Raw genomic sequence first — 25138 nt, 5'->3', positions numbered from 1 at the left:
GGGATCAGAACGCTGATATACAACAGGATAGATGAATAAAATATCAACAAAAAATAGAAATAATGTGGAGAATAGTAGAAAATAAAAAAAGGCTGCTCAAAAATTACTTTTGAGACAGCCTCATTTTCGCCGCGTTGAACGTATAATAATTAGGGTCATCATAAGCAGTATTTATCTGGTCTACCAGAACGTAAGGTGAATTATGGGTTTCCGCCTGCTGAAACAGATAGTCCACACCAATCAAGGTACGATTACGCATCCCCCCTATCCTATAGTCTCCCACAAAGTTCTGCTGCGCATTCACAACCTTTGCCACGTAGTCTTGGTCTCCTGCAAAACGGTCGATCAAGGTGTCATTATCCGCTTGCAAAAACATCACATATTGAAAGTATCCATCCGATTCCCGTTGATTGAAGCTTACCGTTGTATTAGAGGTCCACTGATCGTTCATCCGATAGACTGCGTTTCCACGTATATTGGCCATCGGGTTCTTAAACGTGACATCGTTATCCGTGTACGATTTATCAAAATCAAACTCCAATTCCCCGGGCGTGCGTGCGAAAAGTTCCCTACGGCGGTTTAGAAACACCATTAAGGGGTTTGTTGCTTTATTCTGGTATATCTCCGCATCAAGCTGAATGTCTAGTCGGTCATTTGCCTTGTACATCAACGACGGAGCGAGGAAAAACGACCGATTGAATCCTGCATCTTGAAAACTACCCGTACTGGTAAAAGCCGCATTCATGCGTCCCAAAAGTTTGCGATCTTTTGATAGCGGACCATACACATCAGCCGTTACCCGATGTTGTTCAAACGAGCCAAAAATATAGTTTATACGTCCGCCGAAGGTATCCAGTGGTTTTTTTGTTACATTATTGATCAAACCACCAAAGCCAATCGCCGCACCACCATATAGAGAACCGGAAGGCCCTTTAATTACCTCAATCATTTCCAGATTTGCCGGATCGGGACTCGCACTCGCTATACTAACCACCCCGTTAACCATAGCAGCCTGTGATGTAAAGCCGCGCAACGTGTAATAGGACGACCCGTCTCCTGGCCGGCCGGTAGCCCCCCACAGCTGATCAACGCCAGAAACGTTCGCCAAAGCATTGTCAAAACTGGTGTTTACCTGGCTCTGTAACAGCTCTTTGGTAACAACGGCATACGATTGTGGATTTTCCAAGTTGCGCAAGGGCATCTTCGCCACGTAAGGACTGCTTTTTTTGCTGTATTTATTCGATACGCCATAAATATTTATTTCCTCCAACGCAGATCTGTTTTCCGATAGATAAATTGTCGGGACTACGGTCTCGCCCGGTCGGATATAAACCTGGCGCGACTGCGGCTTTATCCCCACAGCCGAAACAGCTAAAACATACCTTCCCGTATCGATACCGTTAAATGTGTAGTTTCCGTTTTGATCAGTAAATGACGTCTTCTCGAAACCGTCTATCTTAACCGTAATTCCTATAGCAGGTTCGTTATCGGCTGAAAGCACTTTACCCGTAACTTCCGCCTTTTGTTGTGCGTACAAAACGGTGTAAGTCAGGACGCAGAGAACAATTAATATTTTTCGCATGACAAATCAAAATTGTTTAGACTGATTTTAAATTATGCGAATTTAGATTTATTCTAGATAAAAACAAAACAATCTTAAAATTAGTAAAGCTTCGCTAAATTTAACGCTATCTTAATACTAAAAACCAGTAATTTGTACTCGTATCGCATACGATTCAGAAAACATCATGACTAGAAGCCTGCTAGAACACCGGTTTGAAACGTTATACGCCGAACAACATCGCATGTTGTACGCCTTCGTGCTAAAAAGGACAGGCAGCACCTATATGGCTGAAGAAATTGTCCAGGCGACGTTTATACGCTGGTGGGAACTTGTCTCTACAGGTAGGTCGGAAACGATGCAATCTGAACGCGCATTGTACCTCATCGCTAAAGGTCTACTGGTCGACGATCACCGAAAAAATTTGGCCAGCCAACGTTTGGCGGAGGCCTATAGCAATCAAATTCAGCAATATGCGGAAAATGACCAACGCCTATCGCTAGCAGACCTTCAAGAAGTTATTCGAAAAGCCATAGACGAGTTGCCCCCACGCCGTCAACAGATATTCCAAATGAGCCGTTTCGAAGACTTAACTTATCAAGAAATCGCCGACCGTCTCGACATTTCTATCCACACTGTCGAAAGCCAAATGGTAAAAGCTATACGGGAGCTCCGGCGACAGATCCGTCCACATATTGACGAAAACCTAAGCGCCGCCCATCTATTCGTCCTTTCGCTCATCGGCCTATATTAAGTTTTTGTAAACAGTAAAGGTCGCGGCCCACATCTTCGGTATATCTATAAAGCACCGCCTCTAATAGGCGCTTCATTATATGAGAGAATTGATTGACAAATACCTACGGGGCACCATATCGGAAGACGAAAGAGCGACGCTCGAAGGCATACTCGCGCGCTACGGCTATCAATTGGACGATATACCGACAGAAGAAGATGATAGCTATGCCCCGGATGTCCATTCTTCTGCACGTATGCGGGCGAACATTCTTCATGCCAATTCCGCCAGAAAATATCCCAAGAATACGATTTGGAGGTGGTCATTACATATTGCAGCCAGTTTGATTGCACTTTTCACCATTGCCTATTTACTAAACAACAGCCAAAAACAAAACAACGACGATGTTTGGCTCGTGACAGAAAACCCGGGAACGGGAATTCTTAAAATCACCTTATCCGATAGTTCCAAAATATGGCTAAATGCCCGATCTAAAATAGCTTACCCGAAAAACTACAATCAGGTCGCTAGACAGCTACGTCTTACAGGAGAAGCCTACTTCGATGTAAAACGAGACACTTTGAAGCCTTTTACGGTATTCGCAGACAGCCTAGCAATTGAAGTACTGGGCACCTCCTTTGTCGTAACCAATTATCCAGAAGAGCGTAAGCGCAGCGTAGCGGTGGTATCCGGACGTGTGCAATCCTATATAAAAGGTAATAGCCAGCCCGCGCAGGTCTTACATCCCGGCGACCAGTTTGGATACCTAGTAGACAACAAGGAGGTTATCCGAGGCCACGTAGACGATGTGGACGAACTACATGCTTGGCGCGAGGGTACACTTGTATTTCGCGACGAAGCACTCGAGACTGTTACCAGTGCCCTTTCTCGGCGTTATCAAGTCGACTTTACATTTACCGACGAGCAGGTGAAGAAGAAAAGTATAACCATTAAAATACGCAATGAACCCCTTACCACGGTAATGAAAGTCTTGCAGGCCGTGTCCGATATATCGTATGAAATCGACGGAAATCAAATACATATCCAATAAACAACAACCCATGTTTCAAAAAATGAACAACAAAAGCCCATAAAAACAACAAAGCGGAAGTATTGGCGTACCTCCGCTATAAACAGTCCTAATGCGTTTTCTTATCAACAATCATCAAAACTTATGAACAAAACTACACAAAAAAGTGCATTTAATAAATCCGTCTGGATCATTATGAGAGCTTCTTTAATTTTGGCTATTTGTTTCTCTACATCCCTGTCGCTGCTCGCCATCGAAGGAAAAAGCCAAGCTATAAAAGATACCCCCGTCGTGCTGTCTAAAAGCGACATCACTTTGGAACAAGTATTTAACACGATCGAAAAGCAAAGTGGGTACACCTTTTCCTATGCCTCCAATGTGCGGCATTTAGTCGTAGACAATGCTGTTACTAAAATAACCAATTTGGGTTCGCTGCTCGAATACCTGGCTCAAAAGCACTCCTTGCAGTTCGAGCCGTTCGATCAGATGATCGCGGTTAATCTATTAACCAAACAACGTAGCGGAAAAATAGCCGGACGCGTTACCGATCAAGCCGGAAACGCGTTGGCCGGTGCCACCGTAAAAATTATTGAACTCGACCGAACGTTAGTCGCCGACAACGATGGCAGGTTCGAGCTCGTTGTCCGACCGGGAACCTATACGATAGAAGTTGGATACCTCGCTTTCGCTACCCAGCGCCGCAACATTCCACGGGTAGAAGCCACGGCCACTACCACGGCAAATTTTCAATTAGTCCCCTCGTCTGACGAGCTTAGTGAAGTAGTTGTCACGGCCCTAGGCCTAAAACGGGAAGAACGCTCCCTTGGATACGCCGTTGGTAAAATCGGTGGTGATGAGCTTAGTCGCACAAACAACGAAAATGTACTGACCGGAATTGCCGGCAAAATCCCCGGCGTATCCATCAGCTCAACCGGTGGAACAGGTTCATCGATCAATATGGTCATACGGGGCGCCACCTCTTTGACCGACAACCAACCATTATTCGTCGTCGACGGTGTTCCCATCATCAACTCCATTAACAATATCAGTGAGATCGGTAGTGACAACCGGGTAGATTACGGGAATGCCATTGCCAGTATCAATCCCGAAAATATTGCTGAAATATCAATACTCAAAGGCGCAAGCGCTTCCGCGCTGTACGGTTCACGCGCAGCAAATGGGGTCGTAATGATTACCACCAAGTCCGGAAAGGGAATGGAGAAACTTTCCATTGATGTCGGTAGCAATACCGTTTTCGATGTACCCTACCAATTCCTAGACATGCATTCTCGCTTTGCTTCAGGCGTATTGCCTTTCACGCCCGACAACCCGTTGACAGGAGGCAAGCTCGTCATCGAAGAGGGATCCGCAGCAGGAGTCGGACCAGAATTGGACAAGGGATATCTGGCCGTGCAATGGAATAGCCCGCTGGATGAAAACGGAAATCCCATTCCGATCCCTCTGGTCTCCCATCCAAACAATGTGCGGAATTTTGTGCAAACCGGCATAACCACCACCAATTCGATTGCCGTCGCAAATAGCAACCAACGAATGGACTACCGTGTTGCTTATGCCAATATGAGTAATCGTGGAATTATCCCCAATTCAGATCTGTTCCGCAATTCGATAAACATAAACTCTTCTGTAAATCTATTCCAAAACCTGACCTTAGGCACCCAGGTGGATATCAGCAGAAATAACTCCAATAATCGTCCCGCCACGAATCGCGGGGCTAACCCGATGGAATGGGCTTACAAGGTATCCCCTCACATCAATATTTTGGACCTACAAAACTACTGGGTCCCCGGAAGCGAAGGAGTACAGCAACTATCAGCAGATCCTAGAGAATACAATAATCCCTACTTTTTGGCATACGAAGTCAATAATGCTTTCGTTCGGGACCGCGTATTCGGGAACGCAAAGCTAGATTGGAAAATCACTTCTGACATTAATCTAATGGCTCGATATGCGCTCGACATGTATCACGAAGAACGCGAATCCAAAGTGCCTTTCAGCTACACCAACGAGCCCAGAGGCGCCTATGGTATCATCGGCATGCGTCAGCAAGAACAAAACATTGATTTTTTAGCTACGTATCGTAAGTCGTTGTCGGATTTTACACTGTCAGCATCCGCAGGCGGAAACATCCGCTATTACCAGTCCCGGACAACACAAGCTCAATCCACCCAAGGTGCAGGCCTAATTACACCCGGACTGTACACACTGGGTAACATCTCCCCTGCAGGTCTCACGTACGGCAGTAGCATAGCCGAGAAAGCTGTCAATAGCATCTACGGTTTTGCAAATCTCGGCTATAAAGACATGGTCTATCTTGATCTGACAGCCCGTAACGATTGGTCCAGTACATTGCCAGCGGAAAACAGGTCCTATTTCTATCCCTCCACATCGGTGAGTCTTTTGCTAGACCGCATATTGCATATGCCTAAATCGGTCAACCTGCTGAAGCTACGCGGAGGTATAGCACAGGTCGGAAACGACACTGCTCCGTACAGTCTATACAACACTTTGGGGAACGCAGGTGCTTGGGGAGGCAATGTCATACGCCTCACAAAATCAGGAAGCCTGCTCACACCAACGCTTAAGCCCGAGAAATCTACTGCTTATGAGTTAGGGATCGAGAGCGCTGCATGGGGAAACCGGTTACGGCTGGAAGCCAATTATTATCACATCGATAATGAAAACCAAATAATTCCTACCTCCTTGCCCAGTTCCAGCGGATATAACTCGGTCAACATCAATGCTGGTAAGCTAAGCAGCAAAGGCTATGAGTTGGTGCTCGGTGGTGTGCCGATCAAAACCACCGATTGGATGTGGGATATCTCTGTGAACTGGTCAAGAAACCGCACTACAATCAAATCACTGACTGAAGGCATGGAGTTTTATTCATTCTGGACGGAAGGGCGCGGCGGAGCGCGGACCTATGTCGGCGAGGAAATCGGCGATCTATACGACTCCAAGCTTGTTGTAGTTGAAGACCCCAGCTCTCCTTATTACGGTTATCCAATTCTAGATGAGAACGGTTCCTGGCAAGAGATCCGGATCAATAACACTCGGAACAAGATCGGAAATTTCAATCCAGACTTCCTACTAGGTGCTCAAACCACACTTTCTTACAAAAACTTCACCTTGAGTGCCGCATTGGATATGCGCTTCGGAGGAGACTTCATGTCCCAGACATATCGCTATTCGGAATCAAACCTGCGCACACAGCGCTTTCTCGACAACCTAATCAACCCGGGCGGTATGGCAGGCGCGGAACTACGCGAATACCTGATAAACAATGATCTCGTTCGCGTGGACGGAAACAAATTCCGGATCGTTGGTGGGCCTACACCGGAAATGGGCGGTTATCCGCTCGTCATAGACGGCGTGAATTATGGCGACTTCGCTGTATTCAACCCCGGTGTTATTGCACAGTATGATGCCGATGGCAATATCACGGGATATACCGAAAATCTAGGCGAAGAAGGCACAAAATACCTTCCTTATGCGGATAACTATCCATGGGATTACATGGCAGCCTCTACTTTCGACGCTTCCTATATCAAACTTCGCGAACTGTCCGTCGGTTATAAACTACCCGGCGCCTGGATAAAACGTCTGGCGATGCAAAATGCTTCGGTGTCTTTATACACCCGTAATCTGATTCTTTGGACGAAAGCCAAGATCGGTGTCGATCCGGAGCAGGCTTTCCAGCAAGAAGCCGGTACGCAGGGCGGGGGTATACAATTCAAGCAGGGCATAGAGCGGTACAATGTAACGCCATGGTCTATGCCTATAGGTGTAAGGTTAGCAGTCACGTTTTAAAACAATTTATTCTAATGAAAACATTTCACATTATAGCAGCCATATTAACGGTCTTTTTCTCCATTTCATTACAGGGATGCAAGGATCTCACTGAGCTTAACGAGAACCCAAACGGCACCGACGAATCGGAAGTAAATCCCAACCTCGTTCTTCCGACCGTCTTAACAGAAGGTGCTAAAACCTACCTTAACCTCGGCTATCAGGAGGTTGCGGGGGTCATGCAACATACACAGAAAGACGCTTGGTACGATGCGCATAACGATTACGCTTGGTCGGGGAGCGGTTCACAGAACTGGAGTGGATGTTATTCGGTATTGCGTAACAACCAAGTTCTAATCAATCGAGCAGAAGAACTAAGCCTTGAGTTCCATTACGGCGTAGGACTCGTTATGCGTGCCTTTATGTTCGGGCTGATCACCGATGTGTGGGGAGATGCACCCTACACCGATGCCTTACGTGCTGAGCAAGGTGGCAGCGAGAATCTGTTACCGAAGTATGATAACCAGGAGACTATATACCGAGGCGTTATAGAAGATCTTGAAAGAGCAAGCGAACTGCTTTCCAAAGACCCTTCGTCATACACATCCATCCTGCCTACCGCAGATGTATACTTCAACGGCAATCCAGCCCGGTGGCGACAGTTTGCCAATTCCCTCCTGTTACGCTACCATATGCGCCTTTCCGAAAAACTTCCGTCGGAGTCCCGCGCGGCTATCGAGCGCATTTACGGCGATCGCCAGCGCTATCCTTTTATACTAAACAGCGAGCACGACGTCGCGATGGCATTTCCCGGCACAAACCAGAGCGACTCCTGGCCGACGAACACAGTCAACGATGCTAGCGGAAGCAATTACCGCCGACTGAAAATGTGTGCTACCCTCGTAGAATATATGCAGCAACGACATGATCCACGCTTGGCCGTGTGGGCAAAAAAAGTAGAAGTGCCACTCGTCGTGAGCAGCGAGTTCCCTGCCGGGACAGACGAAATCGTGAACGGCAAACGGCATCTGTCTCCGGATCGGGTTGCCAATACCACGGTGAACACAGATCCCGACTACGTAGGCCTGCCTGCAAGCGTTTCCGCCTTGCCTTCAGGTTACAACCTAAACCCTACGCCTGGACAGACATCCTTTAATCCCCATGTATCCTACCTCCATGAGCGTTATTCTATGGCGAAAGACCCCTTACTTAAGGCACGCCTACTCTCGGCTGCAGAAGTTCATTTTATCCTTGCTGAAGCCGCACTCAAAGGCTGGAACGTCGGAGATGCAAAAACACACTATGAAAATGCTATAAAATCCTCGCTGGAAACCTGGAACGTGGCCGGAGCGTATACTGACTATATCGCACACCCTCGGGTCACTTTTCAAAATAAACTAGAACAGCTGATTGAGCAAAAATGGGTCGCCAGCTGGACGGCAGCAACCGAGTCTTGGTTTGACTATCGCCGGACGGGATACCCCGCTCTTAAAGCCGGTCCTGTCGCTATACGGCAAGCAATTCCGGTCCGCTTTTTGTACATGCAGGACGAACTGAACATCAATTCCAAAAATGTAGCGGAAGCAATGGAAAGACTCGAGTTGACCAGCTATTCCAGAACAGATGGTAAGAACAGCCCGTGGTCCAAACCTTGGCTAATGCAAGGTACTTCTAAACCCTGGTAACATGCATAGTAAACAATCGAACCAATTGCTACGAAATCCGATGATGGACATCTTCCTGTCCGTCATCGCCATGATGATATCATCGTCGGTATGTAGCCAGACAACAGCCCCTGCCAATGCGCTCGCTACCTATGTCAACCACCCAGATACGACCTATCGCTGGGAAGTACGTGATTCGATGGTAACAGACGATATCGTGTCTTATAAACTATTGCTAACGTCCCAATCTTGGCGGACAATAAAGTGGAACCATCAGCTCACAGTAATCGTTCCCCGTAACGTCAAGAGCCCTACTGCGCTGCTCTATATAGCCGGAGGTGCTATCGATGAGCAAGGTATGCCGCGACTCCATACGAGCAACGAAGACCGACACCTGCGTGCGGCAAAAACTGTCGCTATAGAACAGGGAACTGTCGCAGCTGTACTTAGGCAAACACCCAACCAACCACTTTTCGGCGGAAAAAAGGAGGACGAACTGATCTCCATGACCCTACACCAGTTCCAGTTGGACGGAGACTATTCATGGCCCTTACTGTTTCCCATGGTGAAAAGTGCTGTGCGAGCCATGGACGCGACACAGGCCTTCCTTCAGCATCGCCAGGTCGATATACACGACTATGTTGTCACAGGCCTCTCCAAAAGAGGCTGGACAACCTGGCTCACGGCTGCCGTGGACGATCGTGTGGCTGCTATTGCTCCCATGGTGATTGATGTGCTCCATATGCCCGTGAGCCTCCAGTATCAGATCGACACCTGGGGAACCTATAGTCCAGAAATTCGAGATTATGTAGCCTTAGGAATCCCGCAGCAAGCTGCCTCAAAAAAAGGAAAAGATCTTATTACCATGATAGATCCCTATGCCTACCGTCATGCATTGAACATGCCTAAAATCTTGTTGATGGGCACCAACGATCCCTATTGGGTGGTAGATAACGTCAAAAACTATTTAGACAGCATTCCCGGAGTCAACCAGTTGCACTATGTGCCAAACGCAGGACACGATCTCGGCGACGGCGTACAGGCGACACATGCACTTAGCGCCTTTGTAGGGCAGGTCGTCTCCAAAACAGGACATCCGCCGACGTTCTGGAATCTGATCCATAAAGCAAGGCAATCCATAATCAGTCTGAACACCAATCCCCACACTTTAGAAGATATCGTTCTATGGGAAGCCTCATCTGCTGATAGAGATTTCAGGACGGCAACCTGGAACCCCGTCCCACTAAGAAAGAAATCGGCTACCATGCAGCGCGTAAAACTAAAATGGCCCAAAGAAGGGTATCGCGCATACTATGTAGACAAAGTTTACCGAACACCGACAGGCAACACTTATTCACAGAGCACACGCGTGTTTTTATTCGACAACAAAGGACTTTTATAATTCATCTAAAAAAACAACCATGACGTTCATCCACATTAAAAAATCCCTCTCCCTCCTTATTATCGTTTGCATGGCGATATGGCAATCCAGCGCGCAGGAATATCTTCCAACCGTTTATCCCGACAGAATTACACTATCTATTACCGCACAACCTTCGACAAGACAAGCTATTTCCTGGCGTACCGACTCCTCCGTTTCCAAAGGTTACGCACAGATTAAAGCAGAAGAAAGCACCGCGGATATGGAAAAAGGAGTGAAACAAGTACCTGCTGCCCTACACCGTTTACAAGTTGTAGATCCCGCTCCAAGGCAGGACAATTATCATCAAGTGGTCTTTGAAGACCTGCATCCGGGCACGGCCTATACCTACCGCGTGGGTGACGGTACTCACTGGAGCGAATGGCTGCAGTTCCGTACCGCGGAGGATCCTGAGGCTTCATCATCTTTTTCTTTCATCTATCTCGGTGACGCGCAGAACGACCTGAAATCAAGATGGTCACGCGCTATACGTAAAGCTTTCCAACATGCGCCGGACGCACGGTTTATCTTGCACGCCGGCGATCTCATCAATCGCGCTAATACAGACCGCGAGTGGGGCGAATGGCATCAAGGAGCAGGATTTATCCACGGCATGATCCCTGCAGTGCCTACCCCCGGAAATCATGATCATTCATGGAATGATAAGATCGAAAAACCAGTGCTCGACCCCCATTGGCCAGCGCAATTTCTCTTGCCGAAAAACGGCCCCGAAGGACAGCAGGCATCGGTATACTATGTCGATTATCAGCAAGTACGTATCATTTCATTGAATAGCCAGGTAATCCTGCACGATGCAGCGGCCCGCGAGAATCAAGCAAAGTGGTTAGAACAACTCCTAAAAAACAATACACGACGCTGGACAATTGTTACGATGCACCATCCTATCTATTCCACAGCAAAAAACCGGGACAATGCCGTACTTAAGCAGCGCTTCGAACCACTATTCGATAAATACGGCGTAGATCTTGTTCTCCAAGGACACGATCATACTTATGCCCGAGGAAAGGGAAAACAAGAAGACAGTCCCGTCTATGTGCTATCAGTAGCTGGTCCGAAAATGTATAAAAGCGATTCCGAAAGATGGATGGACGTCTCCTACGTCGACACCCAGATGTATCAAATTATCACCGTTGATGACGATTCGCTTACATACAAAGCATTTGACTTGAACGGTATATTGAAGGACGAATTTAAGTTGGAATAAGAAATTGAACTTCAGCGCGATACCACAGACGCAAACCCCGATCCTTACAGCAATAAGTGTAGAATCAGTGAAGCGCACCCCTGGAAAGCCTACGGTTTTTCAGGGCGTTGCGTACAATAAAAATAAGGATAGCAAGTGCTACAATATAACACGCATAGACCACGGTGCTACTCCCATCAGCTGTATTATTAGCCACGGAAATCGCGATCAGGGCCCAGATACCAACTAAGCCATATTCGCGAAGATTGCGCGTTACGATCATAAAAATGTTTACTAAGCCCGCAACGGCTATCATAATGATCGTCCATGTCACCGCCGAAATGCCCCAGCCATCCCAGTTTATCTTTGTGAGCCAAGCAGCCGTATTCGCAATCAGCGCAACAGATATCCAGCCCGCGTACAGTGCGAACGGCCAGAACACAAAGAGATATATTTTAAACGGATGATGGTCCAATTCCATTCGTGTAGCCGCTATAATCCGCAGAAGACACACGAGTAGCACAACCATAATGATTACCGAAAGTCCTATATAATCATTTAACCATGCGACAATCCAGAGTACATTGGCTAGGCAACTCAGCACAAAAAGCCACCCTATTTTGAACAGAATAGGATCCGGCTCTTTCTTCGTAAAAAGACTGCGCCCCGTATAGCCAGCGAAACCCAAAAGCCCTATATAAATAAGCCCCCAGATCGAAAATGCGTATCCGGCCGGCGTGAAAAAATTGCTGTATCGATCCGACACGGTCCCCATGGTGTTACCATCAAAGATTCCTGTATTAGCATAATAATTGACAAAAATGGTAAGGATTAAAGCGAGGCCATTGGCTATCGGAAGCGTAGTTTTCATACAATTAGTTTAAAGGTTTATTAAATATAAAAACCACGATAATCTAATTTTGTTTGCAATTTCTCAACTACCATTTCGCCCGTTCATACTGCGCCGGCCAGTCGATATTTACTTTCAAATCACGGGCTGCTCTCAGCGGAAAGTGAGGATCTCTTAACAACTCCCGAGCGACCATAATTAAATCAGCTTCCTCATTGACTAAGATAGATTCTGCCTGTACCGCATTCGTAATCAATCCAGCGGTAGACGTCAGTGCGCCCGTTTCCCTTTTTACTTTTGCTGCAAAAGGTGTTTGATAAGCCGGTCCAACATTTATCTTCTGATAGTTTACCACACCGCCACTGGTCACATCCATCACGTCTACACCCTTGTCTTTTAAGATTCTAGCGACTGCCGAGGCATCATCGGGCGTCCATCCACCTTCTGCCCAATCCGAGCCCGGCATACGTACAAATAGCGGCTTTTCATGCGGTAAAACCGACTGTACACCATCCAGTACCTCGAGTAACAACCGTATCCGGTTTTCAAAACTACCACCATACGCATCGCTACGGTGATTGCTCAAAGGCGAGAGAAACTGATGTAGGAGGTAGCCATGCGATGCATGGATTTCAATGACATCAAATCCTGCCATTAATGCACGCTCGGTCGCAGCTGTAAAATCAGCAATTACCTTTTGAATACCATCCGCGTCCAACGCTAAGGGTTTCGGGTAATTATCAGCATACGGTATCGCTGAGGGAGCGACGGTCTGCCAACCACCTTTCTCCGGCCTCACCTCATCGCGACCCTCCCACGGAACCATCGTACTGGCTTTCCGACCTGCATGCGCCAACTGGATGCCTGGAACGGCCCCTTGCTGTTTTATAAACTTGTTGATTTGTGCGAGCTTTTCTATCTGTTCGTCTTTCCACAACCCCAGATCGGATGCTGATATCCGAGCCTCGGGCGAAACACCCGTTGCTTCTACTAAAAGCAGGGCTGCTCCACCGACGGCGAAGCTACCAAGATGTACTAAATGCCAGTCATTAGCAAAGCCGTCCACGGCGGAATATTGACACATCGGTGAGACGACGATTCTGTTTTTTTAAGGTAACCCCTTTTATCGATAGCGGGCTGAATAGTTTAGACATATTATGCTTATTTGAACAATATTTTTATAATCTGACGACCACCCGAAGTTACTCACAAAGAGGCTCTTTAGCAAGCAGGAATGTATAAAGCAAGTCATAAATTTGTAATCAAAAGTATACAGGAGCCCGTGAAGTTGTGCGGAAATTATTACAACTCGAGATCATTGACTCCGTAGAGATAATAATTGAGAAAAATGGTAAAGACTAAAGCAAAGCCGTTGACTATGGGAAGCGCACGGCAAAAATTTAGGCCAAACATGAACTACGCGGAAACTTTATTTATTCGCTCAAAGTAGTCTTTCAGGGCAGCAAACCTCTCGTCAACATGCAGAAATATGCGGTTATCGAGATTTATGACAATACCCTCATCTACAAAAACATAAATAAGCTCCCCTGCGTAATCACGATTCTCATCATTCCAAGAAATGTTTAACACTTTATCTTTGAATTCTGACAGATCGGCAATACCATAGGTTTTTTCTTTATAGTTATATCTCCTTGCCAACAAATCCAGTAGCACATTCGCTTCGTTGAGCAACAAACTGTTTTTCTCCATCATACCGTTCCTTAATTATAACAGCTTATACTATCTATCACATTAAATGAACGGAGATAAAGCAAAAAGGTTTCAAGAACCTAAATTAACCTAAAATTCTCCATAACATAACAATAGATACTTACTATTGCAGTATGGTACCATTTTTATTGTTTTTGATTAGCCAACTTGTCATCAGTGTCATCGCAATCTGGAAACTGATATGGAAAGAAGAAAATAGTAGAATCTTAATCATTATGCTTGCGGGTGGCGTTATAGGATTACTTTCCAAGCTATTTGTTATCGTGATGGGCCTTGAGGAAGATTTACTTTTCAGCTTTTCATCTACGGTCTGTATTGCGCCTTTTTCCTCTTTGTATCTAAAAAACTCCCTTTCAGGAAGAAGCTCCAGCTGGAGAACTTTACTTATTGCCTCCATTCCACTGTTGTTTTCTCTGCTGCTATTTATCTACTACCTAATTGCTCGTCCCTACGGTATGCATATCGGTGCCCCTCAAACTATTACACAACATTTCAGGGATGTAGTTCTCTTCAGCAGTTTAGCTTTTGACAGCTACTTACTTTACACCTATCGTCATACGCTACAACGCGCTATGCAGCACCCCAATACGCAGTTAGGCATATCCTTTATTATCCACAAAGTCTTTCTAAGCACGCTGTTCCTGCTTTCCTTTTTTAATCTATCAGCGACACATTTCTTTCTTTACACAGGATTATCATCTACGACCATCATCCTGGGCCTAGTTATCTATTTTAAGATTATACGTGATTACCGCCCCCGTAATATGGAAGATCCGTCCTCCACGCCGGCGAAGTCGACAGTCAAATATCAAAAGAATAGCATCGACAACGTCTATCTAGAAAATAAAAAAGCAGAGATAGCATCTCTGATGAGGAAAGAAAATCTATTTTTAGATGCGGATCTCGCCTCTGCCGACCTAGCGAACCGTCTCGACATATCCAACCATGAGCTATCCATCGTATTCAACTACGGGATGCAGACAAATTTTTACCAGTATATTAATACCCTACGTATACATTATTTTTTAGACCACATCGATCAAATAATTGGAGAAAACAAGACCATTCTTGCACTAGCTTACGAATCCGGCTTTCAGTCAAAGTCCACTTTTAACAAATATTTTAAGCAGGAACTCGGACTATCTCCGAGTGAATATCTGAAACATCACCAGCATAGCCTAAAAGCAATAAAAAGTTAACAATAACTTAAACAAACCCAAGTGAATGACAACCAACTACTTACAGAGGTGCTTACACCAACGGACGTGCGTCCTAATTAGTTTGGTCGACCACTAGCATCAAATTCCTTCTTTTTGCTGACAGTTTTTAGCAAAAAAAAGATGAAAAAAAATTACGTATTAAACATGTTGTTCTTCCTGTTCATGCTGACGGCACATGCGCAGGAAAGAGGGAGCGTTAGTGGCATCTTAAAAGATAGTAATGGCCATCTTCCAGGAGCTACCATACGCACCTCAGATGGTAAAACCACCACCTCTGCCTTAGATGGATCGTTTAATCTCGCAGGTTTTACGGCCGGGGAATGTGAGCTCTCCTTCTCGTATATCGGGTATAGCCCGTTAGTAAAAAAGCTTTATATCCAAGAGGGCAAAACCGTCGATCTGGGAGTTATTCAATTAGGAGGTTCGGGAGAAAACGAAATTGAGCAAGTTGTTGTCCAGGGAGCTCTCGCGAATTCACAAGCAAAAGCCTTGAACATCCAGAAGACAAGCTCCGCCATTATGAACGTTATTGCTTCAGACGTTATCGGTAAACTTCCAGATCGAAATGCAGCCGAAGCTGTACAGCGGATCCAAGGAGTTTCCATCGAACGCGACCACGGTGAGGGTCGGTACGCGAGTGTGCGCGGTACGCCGATGCAATGGAACTCTACGCTGATCAATGGGAACCGGATGCCCACATCAGAAGGCACCTCCGACAACACCTCCGGTACACGTTCGTCACCGTTGGATATATTTCCGTCCGAAATGATCGAATTTGTTCAGGTGGCCAAAGCTATCACGCCAGATATGGAAGGAGATGCTATCGGCGGATCCATCAATTTTCTTACGCGCACTTCAGCCCCTTCTCGTATCATGAAGGTTTCAGCTGGCGGCGGTTATAATGGCCAAGCCGAAAAAGGGATATACAGTGGATCTCTTTTATACGGTGATCGTTTCCTTAACAACAAACTATCGTTAATTATTGGTGGGTCCTATTGGAAGCGGAACTGGGGAACCGACAACATAGAAGCGCGTTATAATTTCGATGATTTTAGCATTCAGGATTACGAGCTACGCGACTATAAAGGCGTACGTACCACCTATGGTGTTAATGTAGGTATGGAGTACAATTTCAACCCGGCACACAGACTTTTTTTCCGAGGTATTTTAACCGATTTTCAAGATAGGGAAACCGCTTTAGAACACACCTTTCTATATGGTGAAGAATCATTTTCTCAACGACGTCGAGAGGGTATCACCGGCATCGGACTATTTGGCGGCGAAATCGGAGCAAGTCACCGTTTCGTGGAAGATAAATTACTGCTAAGCTGGAAACTTTCCTCCTATGAGACAGATATGAAGAACCGGAAGGTTGACTATGCTGGCGGCCCCGGAAATGACACCTATAAGATGGCTACTTTCAAGACTGATGCACAATACAGCAATGTCGCATCCAATGGAAAAGCTTATCTCGATATGGATGCCCCTAACGGGTACACAGGATCCACATTTCAAAAATTTCAGCCAGTATTTGCTTCCCCCATATCAACGGACGATCTTACATTAAACCAGCTTATCGCCTTACAGACACCGAGTTTTGAACGTGATAAAATTGCCGAAGCAGACCTGCGATATCAATTAAATCCGGACCTCGCCGTTAAAGTTGGCGGCAAGTACAAAACCAAATTTTTACGGCGCGGATCCCCCATGGATATCTACATCAATACAGGAGGAAACACAACCGTAGCGGACTTAGGAACAACGCCTTATAACTTCAACGGCGGGTTCATGCGCGAGACCGGGACAGATTACAGCAACGTCCTTTTCGACGGGATATCGCTAGAACAGTTGGATCAGCTCTTTACAGAACAAGCGCTCACCGAAGGAAAATATTATCATCTGGCGCGTAACCAGGACGACCCCGATACAGCACCCTCGTTCTATAACGGTAACGAAGACGTGTGGGCCGGCTACGCGATGGCTGAATGGCGAGTCGACGACAAATTTGATATTGTCGGTGGTGCGCGTTATGAACATACTGCCTTAAAATACAACGGCTATGAAGTTAAAGCGACAGCGGATGATGCTACAATCACTCCGATCACCAATAAAAGCAGCTTTGGATCTTTCCTACCCATGCTGCATGTCAAATACAAACCGTTGGAAAACTTCAACATCCGTGGTGCCTATACCCGGACATTCGCGCGAGCAAACTTTTCAGACTTAAATCCGACGGAGCGTATCAACCCATTGAGCACGGTACCCTCGATAAGCAGAGGAAACATCCATCTTAAGCCCACATTCGCCAACAACTTTGACCTCATGGCGGAATACTTTTTTGATAATATCGGTGTAGCTAGTGCAGGTCTGTTCTACAAGAAGCTGGAAAATGTTATCTACTCCGCGCAATCTTTTCAAGCAATAGATGGCGTTATGCATCGTATAACACAACCTGAGAATTCAGAGAATGGTTGGTTGGCCGGTTTCGAAGTGGGTATTTCTAGACGCCTTTCTTTCCTTCCCGGATTTTGGAGCGGCCTTGGCGTCGATGCCAATTATACGTTTACAGATTCGAAGATGGAAGTCCCACGTTATGAAGAAGATCAAGACGGAAACATCCAACGCCTAGTAACAGAAGAGGTTCTTCCGAATCAGTCCAAGCACCTTTTTAATACGGCTGTTTTTTATGAAAACAATAAATTGATGATCCGCTTGGCGGGAAATTATAGAGGTGCTGCATTGGCCTTGGTACAGGGCAACGTCGAAAATTACCGTTGGTATGGCAAAAATTTCACGATGGACTTATCCGCGAACTACAGATTTAACAACAAGCTGTCCGTTTTTGCCGAAATCAATAACCTTACCAATGAAGGTCTACGTTATTATCACGGAGATGCACGCCGTCTGGAGCAACTAGAACACTACTCACAACGCGGTATGATCGGTATCAATTACCAGATTTTCTAAATACACATCACCCCACATCAGCAAAAACATTTCTCAAAAAGAATCAAACACACATACAAATGAATAAGATAAACAATAGTCTAATGGCCATTCTAGCAGCCCTCTCCATAGGACAGCTCCATGCTCAAAGTATAAAAGGGGAAGCGACGCTTGCCGAAAGATATTCAGCCGTACGGCTTGCAAACGGATACTATCAACTATCACTACCAGCCGGCAATTATCGGATATTTGAGGGCAATAGCCCCCGGGAAATAAATTACGATCAGCCTATACTGGAAGCCGCTGGAAACGTCATTATATCCGCTGAGGCTGACGAACGCAAATTTTTCAGCATTGTCGCTGCGCCCGGTGATACGGTCGTGGTATCCGAGCGCCTCATTGCCCTGAAAGGACCATCGAATTTCCGTGACTTAGGTGGTATTCGCACGACAAATGGCAAATACACCACATGGGGTGCGTTCTATCGGTCGGACGCACTCGCCTCCGTTGCCGATACCGACTTCCCCTATTTTGAGAGCACCGGAATCAAAAGTGTGTATGACCTACGTTCGCAGCTGGAAGTAAACGAAAAGCCGGATAATCTACCTGCTAGCGCGAAATGGATCCATTTTCCCATCTTTGAGGAAGGCGCAGATTCTAAAGAGATGAAAGCGATTATGCAAAAGGTCATGAGCGGAAACCTGACAACTGCTGAGGCGGGGGAACTACTTGCCGAAGTCAATCATAAATTCGTAGCAGATCGATTAGATCGGTTCAAAACATTGATCCCCCAGCTGATGGATGGCGACGATGCTGTTCTTTTTCATTGTACTGCAGGCAAGGATCGAACTGGCTTTACGGCAGCGTTGATCCTCTCCATACTCGGGGTGGACCGGGAAACAATTCTCAACGAGTATACCATGACCAATTACTACACCATCGATAAAGTCCAAAGAACGCTTACACAGGGCACCTTGTCAAACTATGCACAAGCTAACGGCGGCTTGTTGTCGCTCATGACTGTAGATCGAACATATCTAGAAGCAGCATTTGACGAGATTGATAAACAATACGGAGGCGTGGACAATTTCATACGGAACGGACTGGGTATCACGGACGAAAAACGGAAAATGTATATGGAACGCTATACGCTATAAATTTATTATACCTTGCATAACAACTCCCGTGGCCTGCGGCCCGGGAGTTCACCTCAGCGTTTAAAAACAATTATCAGCCGCGTCGCGGCTATCGTCGCGAATTAATTTGAACATGGTATCCTTGTTCAACGCCGTATTGCCAAAGACGACAGTAGACGGCATCCACGATCGTCGATGGAAATTATGCGTCCGAAGTTGTTTCGTAGTTGTCTTGGACTTGTAGTTTGAGCTCTAACCGAGTTACTTTGTCCATCAGGACATTCCGTTGCGCTAGGATCTGCGCGTTTTTTTCTTCAAGCTCCCGCAATTGATCCTGCAGGCCGATCACTCTTCTTAATAATGAGTTTTCCTTTATCACGTACTCGTGAACATCGGGGACTGGTTCAGTCTTGTTCTGGATTAAGGGCGAAATGGATTTCATCCAGTTTAAAATTGTCCGTTTGTCTCTAACGTCATATTTCTCCATGGCCTCTTCCAACAATAACTCTCCTGCAAGAATAGCCTTCACAGCTTCTATTTGTGTGTCTTTTCTGCTCTTTTTCATTGTACTCTTTGATCATTCCTATAGGAAAAAGGTGTATTTTGTGTTCAAAAAGAACACATGTCGTATAAACAACATTTATACAGGAACGTAGTAAATATTTTTTCTGAATTATATCTTCAGAAAGTTATTTAGTATTTTTTTATTACTTACCACATGCCCCTATCGCTCTATAACAATGTTTTACGAATACATCTAAAATTAAGCCAAAAAAATAAATACTTCGTCAATTGATATAGTTGCACACACAACGAATAAGCATTTTTTTCTAAAAGAATAGAACCGGACAACCTTTAATATATTACCCTTTAGGTGGATGTTGCGAATAGTTCGGAGGTGTCACTATATATTTTATTAAAAGATGCCTTTTCATGTATTTTAACATTTGTCCAACGACAAGGCGTGCTTTTGGGAATACAAACTCCCGAGGTATAGGTAGACACACCAAATTGAACGTTTCGGAATTGACATTAAAACAACACAGAAAACTGTTTTATTCTTTAGATTCGTACCATAAACTACGCAAGAAACATGATCAATTTCGAATATAAGAACCCAACAAAAATACTTTTCGGCCAAGACCAGATACCTAAAGTCGCGCTCGAAATCCCACAGGATGCCAACGTATTGATGGTATACGGCAGTGGGAGCATCAAGCAAAACGGCATTTACAAGCAAGTTAAGGACGCACTGGATAAGCATACCGTTTATGAATTCGAGGGTGTTCCTGCCAATCCAGAATATGATATACTGCTACAGGCTTTAGCCCTTATCAAAGAGAAGAAAGTAACCTATCTCTTAGCTGTCGGCGGCGGATCTGTGATCGATGGCGTCAAATTTCTTTCCGCTGCAGTAGGTTATCAGGGAGACCCATGGGATATCCTGAAACTTCGGATTCGGACAGAAGAAGGTCAGAGTATGCCTTTCGGAACTATTCTGACGCTACCAGCCACCGGTTCCGAGATGAACTCGGGATATGTGGTATCCCGAAAAGAAACAAACGAGAAGTTGGCTGCTGGCGGCCCGGGTGTATTTCCGCAGTTTTCGATATTGGATCCCGAAGTTGTACGCTCAATCCCCAGAAGGCAAATCGTCAATGGTATCACCGATGCGTATACACACGTGCTGGAGCAATACATCACCGCGCCTTCAGCGGCTGATCTGCAAGAACGGATCGCCGAAAGTATCCTGATCAGCCTGCAAGAAACAGCCCCCAAACTAATGACACCGGAATTTGATTACGGTGCCGCGGCAAACTTTATGTGGTGCTGTACCATGGCGCTCAACGGTCTCATTCAAAAAGGGGTAATAACCGATTGGGCAATACACGCTATGGGGCATGAGCTGACAGCCTATTATGGCATCGACCATGCACGTACCCTGGCGATTATCGCTCCATCCCATTACCGCTATAATTTTGAGACTAAAAAAGAAAAGTTGGCGCAATATGCAGAACGTGTATGGGGAGTCACCGAAGGTACGGTTGAAGAAAAAGCTAAAGCAGGCATTGCGCAGATGGAACACTTCTTCCACAGCATGGATATTGCCACCAAGCTTTCCGATTACGTAACCGATTACCAAGATACCGCAGCACGTATTAAACAGACTTTCATCAACAGAAACTTGACCGGCATCGGCGAGTACAAATCCCTGACACCGGATGATGTATACGAAATTGTACAAATGAGTTATTAGCAGCTAGGCTAAATTTATCCGTTCAAGCCGGATCCAGCTCCAGCCGGTAATCAACAAATTCGGCGGAATCTTCTTTTTCCCTGAAGCCGAGATATTGGTACAGACACCGCGCCGGCTGGTTGGTTCGCTGCGTGGATATTAATACAGCCTTTGCTCCTCTCTCCTTCGCCTCTCTAAAAGCGTGCTCCAGCAGCAAGGTGCCGACACCTTGGGATCGGCATTCTTGAACAACGTATAGATCATTAATAATCCAGTTTTTAACGAGACGGACAGACGAAAAGCTTGGATACAGCTGCGTGAACCCGACGGGTTTACCCTTCTCCATAACAACGAAAATGAGCGAATCAGCCTGCTGCACACGGTCGTCGATATACTTTTGAGCAAGAGCCAGATCCGGCTCTTTACCGTAGAATACACGGTAAAGATTAAACAAACCGTAAACCAGGTCGACATTCTCCCTGTTAACCGATACTATTTCTTTCATCGATAAAAGTTTTCGCTTCCGCGGGTCATTAAATATTGGGCCAGATCCTGAGCGTATGGATCCGCACCGTCAGCGAAATTGCGCTTCATCCTTTCTATCTCCTCCGGCTTTTTGTTCTGGCTTAGTTTCTTCTGTCCTTCGATCCGGTGAACGCGAATACTGAACACCACAATATGATCCATCATCTTTTCTTTATAGGCTGTAGGTAGTGATTCCCACTGCACCATGTATTCCTCCTCAAAATAGCAGATTGTCTGCTCCATGATGGCCATCTTCTTATCTACCTCTATCGTAAACGTCCCGTAAGCATGTACAGCTATGTAATCCCACGTCGGCACAGACTCCGCTTTGTCGTAATAGCGGGGGGAGATATAGGCATGCGGACCAGAAAATACAACCAAGCAGTCGGCCCCATTCTGCAGCCCGGCCTGTTCGTTACTTTTGGCAAGATGTCCCAAAAGAACCATCTCGTCTCCCTCGTTCGTAGCCACCAGCGGCAGGTGGCTGCCCACAATGCGTTCACCATTATAATTTAAAACCGTTGCGAAACTATATTTCTGCATAAAATTCAGCTGTTCTTCAAAATCGGTAAACCGAAATAGAGCCGGTACATACATCGTCATTTCGAATTGTTGATCAGCAAAATTAATTGTAAATTGGATCGATAAAGTAATCCACTTTGAAAACAATGAACAGTCCACTTGTAGGAAATTTAAAAAATGAATTCAGCCGTGAATCGGGTAAAACCATGTACCTATCGCTAGCTAGCCTACTACTGAATTACATACAGGCCGGCATATTAAAGTCGGGGCAGAAATTGCCTAGTACTCGTCTGCTGGCCAGCGAGCTTCAAATCAACCGGTCCACCGTGACGAAAGCCTATTGGGAGCTAGAGCAACAGGGATGGATTGAGCCTTTGCAGGGAAGCGGACATTTTGTGGCTTATCAAACTGACGGCCGCCTAAGACCAGATCTAGCCTGCAGCTGCCCAGCAGTTCCGTCGCCATCTCTTACCTTTCCCGACTTGGATCAACTCGTGGCGCCTCCTGTTATGCCCAATACCACGCTGCACCTAGACGACGGCTTTCCCGATCCTGCCTGTAGCCCGTTACGTGAGTTTTACCAGACGTACAGAAATCAGCTAAACCGCGGCGGGTATTATACCAAGTTCGGCTGTTATGGTGATCCGAAAGGCAGCGTAGCTTTTAGAGAGCGGATGGCCGTCTATCTCAATGACACGAGGGCGCTGCAATCTACCCCTGAAAACGTGCTATCGACCAATGGGACGGTCATGGCTCTCCATCTGATCAGCAATGCATTTTTACTTGCCGGAGACACCGTCGTTATGGAACGACCTTCCTGGACTAGGGCCGAGCAGATATTTAAGTATGCCGGATGCCTACGTGTAGGATTAGACGTCGACGCACACGGATTGGATATCGAGCAGCTGGAAGAAGTTTGCAGAAAAGGTCCTGTAAAGATGGTGTACATCACCCCGCATCATCAATATCCTACCACAGTCTACTTGTCGCTGGACAGGCGTCTAAAACTGTTGGACTTATCCTATCGCTACGGGTTTCTGATCGTTGAAGACGATTACGATTTTGATTACCAGTACGACCAAAGCCCCTTTCTACCACTGGCTAGCATGGACAAGTCAGGGCGTGTGATTTATTGCGGATCCTTCAGCAAGAACCTTTCGCCGGCCTTTCGGATGGGCTACATCGTCGCCGCGGCCGACATCATCGACCGCCTGGCCAAAATCAGGCTTTTAGTAGACCGACAGGGCGACCATATCATGGACAATACCATCGCCGATCTACTAGAGGATGGAACCCTAAAACGCTATATCCGTAAATCATTACTAACCTACAGGCAACGACGGGATGTCTTTTGTGAGTTATTGCAGACACAGCTTAGCAGGTGGATAACGTTTGAGAAGCCCAAGGGAGGTTTGGCGGTATGGACCAAGTTTGCTCCGGCTATCGACCTCCCCAACCTCTCGCAGGTCTGTCTCGGCCAAAACCTCGCCATTTCAAACGGAAAGGCGCATCGCTATGTCGATTATAGTGTAAACGGGATCCGGCTCGGATTTGCCTCCTCATCAGAAAGTGAATTGGAGAAATCGGTTTTGATCATGAAAGAGGCTATTGAAAAGCAAATGGCGTAGCGATGGTGCCTAAGGTTTCAAATCATTTAGATGGAAAAGATTTGTATCCACAAGTAAACATTTTTAGTCCATTCGGTGTATTACTTAAGAACTAAAATCATCTGTTATGGAATGGATCACCGATCCCCAAATCTGGATTTCCTTTTTAACGCTAACGCTCCTAGAGATTGTGCTTGGAATCGACAATATCGTATTTATCTCTATACAGAGTGGTAAGCTCCCACCAGAACAACAAAAGAAAGCCAGGCAACTCGGTTTGTCGCTCGCACTGGTTATGCGACTCGGCTTATTGTTTTCTATCAAATGGATTATGGGTCTAACCGAACCCTTCCTCAATCTAGGCGATACATTTAATATAGAAAATCAATCATGGTATCGGTACCTTACCCTCTCAGGCAGGGATCTCATATTGTTTTTCGGAGGTCTATTCTTGATATACAAGGCGACAACAGAAATTCACCATAAGGTAGAGGGCCATATCGAATCCACTTCCAGCAGGAACAAGCCCATCACTTTCACTAACGTCATCATCCAGATCATTATATTAGACTTGGTCTTCTCACTCGATTCGGTCATCACTGCGGTTGGCATGGTGGATGAGATCGGCGTCATGGTAGCAGCAATCATCGTCGCCGTGGGGATTATGCTCCTTTCCGCTTCAACAATTTCGAGATTTGTTAATGATTATCCGTCAGTGAAAATGCTTGCATTGGCATTTCTGCTACTTATCGGGGTTTCGTTAACAGCTGAGGCGTTTGACCAGCACATTCCCAAAGGCTATATCTATTTTGCCATGGCTTTCTCTGTTCTTGTGGAGTTTCTTAACATCCGGACAGAAAAGACAGCGCTGCAAAAATTGAAAGACGAAGTCGAGAGTGATACCAAATGAAATCGGTTTTGGCCAGTACTGTGCTGCACCTTTTGC

Annotated in this window: 19 protein-coding genes; 12 read left to right on the top strand and 7 right to left on the bottom strand. The window is 46.0% G+C overall.

The genetic code is table 11. The annotated features are described in order from the left end of the window. Positions 1-103: 103 nt before the first annotated feature. Positions 104-1582 carry a TonB-dependent receptor gene (locus C5745_RS18235; protein WP_105718450.1) on the bottom strand — a complete coding sequence of 493 codons (1479 nt, stop codon included), beginning with the start codon at positions 1580-1582 and terminating at the stop codon, positions 104-106. 166 nt (positions 1583-1748) lie between these two features. Between C5745_RS18235 and C5745_RS18230 the strand changes: the two genes are divergently transcribed. From C5745_RS18230 to C5745_RS18205, 6 genes are all read left to right on the top strand, one after another. Continuing rightward, positions 1749-2315: an RNA polymerase sigma factor gene (locus tag C5745_RS18230; RefSeq protein WP_105718449.1), complete on the top strand. Its 567-nt coding sequence runs from the start codon at positions 1749-1751 to the stop codon at positions 2313-2315. Positions 2316-2394: 79 nt separating this feature from the next. Next, positions 2395-3345 carry a FecR family protein gene (locus C5745_RS18225; protein WP_105718448.1) on the top strand — a complete coding sequence of 317 codons (951 nt, stop codon included), beginning with the start codon at positions 2395-2397 and terminating at the stop codon, positions 3343-3345. Positions 3346-3468: 123 nt separating this feature from the next. Next, on the top strand, positions 3469-7152 hold the full coding sequence (locus C5745_RS18220) for a SusC/RagA family TonB-linked outer membrane protein (protein WP_207795845.1): 3684 nt from the start codon (positions 3469-3471) through the stop codon (positions 7150-7152). A gap of 14 nt (positions 7153-7166) precedes the next feature. After that, entirely contained in the window at positions 7167-8816 is a 1650-nt protein-coding gene (locus C5745_RS18215) for a SusD/RagB family nutrient-binding outer membrane lipoprotein (RefSeq protein WP_105718447.1), read from the top strand. A gap of 1 nt (position 8817) precedes the next feature. After that, positions 8818-10197: a PhoPQ-activated pathogenicity-related family protein gene (locus C5745_RS18210; protein ID WP_105718446.1), complete on the top strand. Its 1380-nt coding sequence runs from the start codon at positions 8818-8820 to the stop codon at positions 10195-10197. A 19-nt stretch (positions 10198-10216) separates the two neighbouring features. Beyond that, positions 10217-11440, top strand: a complete 1224-nt coding sequence (locus tag C5745_RS18205; protein ID WP_105718445.1) for a purple acid phosphatase family protein — start codon at positions 10217-10219, stop codon at positions 11438-11440. A 64-nt stretch (positions 11441-11504) separates the two neighbouring features. On the opposite strand, the gene C5745_RS18200 is transcribed toward C5745_RS18205, so the two are convergent. From C5745_RS18200 to C5745_RS18190, 3 genes are all read right to left on the bottom strand, one after another. Continuing rightward, positions 11505-12290 carry a TspO/MBR family protein gene (locus tag C5745_RS18200; RefSeq protein WP_105718444.1) on the bottom strand — a complete coding sequence of 262 codons (786 nt, stop codon included), beginning with the start codon at positions 12288-12290 and terminating at the stop codon, positions 11505-11507. A gap of 67 nt (positions 12291-12357) precedes the next feature. Continuing rightward, positions 12358-13353, bottom strand: a complete 996-nt coding sequence (locus tag C5745_RS18195; protein WP_243403389.1) for an NADH:flavin oxidoreductase/NADH oxidase — start codon at positions 13351-13353, stop codon at positions 12358-12360. Between the two features lie 332 nt (positions 13354-13685). Next, on the bottom strand, positions 13686-13982 hold the full coding sequence (locus C5745_RS18190; RefSeq protein WP_133166388.1) for a hypothetical protein: 297 nt from the start codon (positions 13980-13982) through the stop codon (positions 13686-13688). Positions 13983-14113: 131 nt separating this feature from the next. Between C5745_RS18190 and C5745_RS18185 the strand changes: the two genes are divergently transcribed. The 3 genes from C5745_RS18185 to C5745_RS18175 all read left to right on the top strand — a co-directional run bounded on the left by C5745_RS18185 (position 14114) and on the right by C5745_RS18175 (position 19323). Beyond that, positions 14114-15199, top strand: coding sequence for a helix-turn-helix domain-containing protein (locus tag C5745_RS18185; RefSeq protein ID WP_105718442.1), 1086 nt, complete (start codon positions 14114-14116; stop codon positions 15197-15199). A 141-nt stretch (positions 15200-15340) separates the two neighbouring features. Continuing rightward, entirely contained in the window at positions 15341-18187 is a 2847-nt protein-coding gene (locus C5745_RS18180) for a TonB-dependent receptor (RefSeq protein ID WP_105718441.1), read from the top strand. Between the two features lie 59 nt (positions 18188-18246). After that, positions 18247-19323, top strand: a complete 1077-nt coding sequence (locus C5745_RS18175) for a tyrosine-protein phosphatase (RefSeq protein WP_105718440.1) — start codon at positions 18247-18249, stop codon at positions 19321-19323. Positions 19324-19504: 181 nt separating this feature from the next. Here C5745_RS18175 and C5745_RS18170 read toward each other — a convergent pair whose 3' ends face one another. Next, positions 19505-19867, bottom strand: a complete 363-nt coding sequence (locus tag C5745_RS18170; RefSeq protein WP_105718439.1) for a hypothetical protein — start codon at positions 19865-19867, stop codon at positions 19505-19507. Positions 19868-20395: 528 nt separating this feature from the next. Here C5745_RS18170 and C5745_RS18165 point away from each other — a divergent pair. Next, positions 20396-21559 carry an iron-containing alcohol dehydrogenase gene (locus C5745_RS18165; protein ID WP_105718438.1) on the top strand — a complete coding sequence of 388 codons (1164 nt, stop codon included), beginning with the start codon at positions 20396-20398 and terminating at the stop codon, positions 21557-21559. Between the two features lie 22 nt (positions 21560-21581). Here the strand turns inward: C5745_RS18165 and C5745_RS18160 are convergent, their stop codons facing one another. Both C5745_RS18160 and C5745_RS18155 read right to left on the bottom strand, forming a co-directional pair. Further along, the gene (locus tag C5745_RS18160; RefSeq protein ID WP_105718437.1) at positions 21582-22043 is read right to left on the bottom strand and encodes a GNAT family N-acetyltransferase; all 462 of its coding nucleotides are present in this window, start codon (positions 22041-22043) and stop codon (positions 21582-21584) included. Continuing rightward, complete coding sequence (locus C5745_RS18155) at positions 22040-22666, bottom strand: FMN-binding negative transcriptional regulator (protein WP_133166387.1); 627 nt, start codon at positions 22664-22666, stop codon at positions 22040-22042. Before C5745_RS18155 ends, C5745_RS18160 begins: the two co-directional genes overlap by 4 nt. Positions 22667-22731: 65 nt before the next feature. Here C5745_RS18155 and C5745_RS18150 point away from each other — a divergent pair, with 65 nt between their 5' ends. Continuing rightward, positions 22732-24213 (top strand): aminotransferase-like domain-containing protein, encoded by a 1482-nt coding sequence (locus C5745_RS18150; RefSeq protein ID WP_105718435.1) that lies wholly within the window; start codon positions 22732-22734, stop codon positions 24211-24213. A 106-nt stretch (positions 24214-24319) separates the two neighbouring features. Further along, on the top strand, positions 24320-25102 hold the full coding sequence (locus C5745_RS18145; RefSeq protein ID WP_105718434.1) for a TerC family protein: 783 nt from the start codon (positions 24320-24322) through the stop codon (positions 25100-25102). Positions 25103-25138: the final 36 nt, after the last annotated feature.

The sequence above is a fragment of the Sphingobacterium haloxyli genome (genome assembly GCF_002980525.1).
Classification (GTDB): Bacteria; Bacteroidota; Bacteroidia; order Sphingobacteriales; family Sphingobacteriaceae; genus Sphingobacterium; species Sphingobacterium haloxyli.
Note: the sequence above shows the minus strand (reverse complement) of the source record. Positions and strands in the feature narration are given on the sequence as shown.

Coding starts and splice junctions, on each gene's coding strand:
- C5745_RS18230 (WP_105718449.1), top strand. CDS start 1,749: ATGACTAGAAGCCTGCTAGAACACCGGTTTGAAACGTTATACGCCGAA.
- C5745_RS18185 (WP_105718442.1), top strand. CDS start 14,114: ATGGTACCATTTTTATTGTTTTTGATTAGCCAACTTGTCATCAGTGTC.
- C5745_RS18215 (WP_105718447.1), top strand. CDS start 7,167: ATGAAAACATTTCACATTATAGCAGCCATATTAACGGTCTTTTTCTCC.
- C5745_RS18160 (WP_105718437.1), bottom strand. CDS start 22,043: ATGAAAGAAATAGTATCGGTTAACAGGGAGAATGTCGACCTGGTTTAC.
- C5745_RS18155 (WP_133166387.1), bottom strand. CDS start 22,666: ATGACGATGTATGTACCGGCTCTATTTCGGTTTACCGATTTTGAAGAA.
- C5745_RS18180 (WP_105718441.1), top strand. CDS start 15,341: ATGAAAAAAAATTACGTATTAAACATGTTGTTCTTCCTGTTCATGCTG.
- C5745_RS18225 (WP_105718448.1), top strand. CDS start 2,395: ATGAGAGAATTGATTGACAAATACCTACGGGGCACCATATCGGAAGAC.
- C5745_RS18220 (WP_207795845.1), top strand. CDS start 3,469: ATGAACAAAACTACACAAAAAAGTGCATTTAATAAATCCGTCTGGATC.
- C5745_RS18190 (WP_133166388.1), bottom strand. CDS start 13,982: ATGATGGAGAAAAACAGTTTGTTGCTCAACGAAGCGAATGTGCTACTG.
- C5745_RS18205 (WP_105718445.1), top strand. CDS start 10,217: ATGACGTTCATCCACATTAAAAAATCCCTCTCCCTCCTTATTATCGTT.
- C5745_RS18150 (WP_105718435.1), top strand. CDS start 22,732: ATGAACAGTCCACTTGTAGGAAATTTAAAAAATGAATTCAGCCGTGAA.
- C5745_RS18200 (WP_105718444.1), bottom strand. CDS start 12,290: ATGAAAACTACGCTTCCGATAGCCAATGGCCTCGCTTTAATCCTTACC.
- C5745_RS18170 (WP_105718439.1), bottom strand. CDS start 19,867: ATGAAAAAGAGCAGAAAAGACACACAAATAGAAGCTGTGAAGGCTATT.
- C5745_RS18145 (WP_105718434.1), top strand. CDS start 24,320: ATGGAATGGATCACCGATCCCCAAATCTGGATTTCCTTTTTAACGCTA.
- C5745_RS18175 (WP_105718440.1), top strand. CDS start 18,247: ATGAATAAGATAAACAATAGTCTAATGGCCATTCTAGCAGCCCTCTCC.
- C5745_RS18235 (WP_105718450.1), bottom strand. CDS start 1,582: ATGCGAAAAATATTAATTGTTCTCTGCGTCCTGACTTACACCGTTTTG.
- C5745_RS18210 (WP_105718446.1), top strand. CDS start 8,818: ATGCATAGTAAACAATCGAACCAATTGCTACGAAATCCGATGATGGAC.
- C5745_RS18165 (WP_105718438.1), top strand. CDS start 20,396: ATGATCAATTTCGAATATAAGAACCCAACAAAAATACTTTTCGGCCAA.
- C5745_RS18195 (WP_243403389.1), bottom strand. CDS start 13,353: ATGTGTCAATATTCCGCCGTGGACGGCTTTGCTAATGACTGGCATTTA.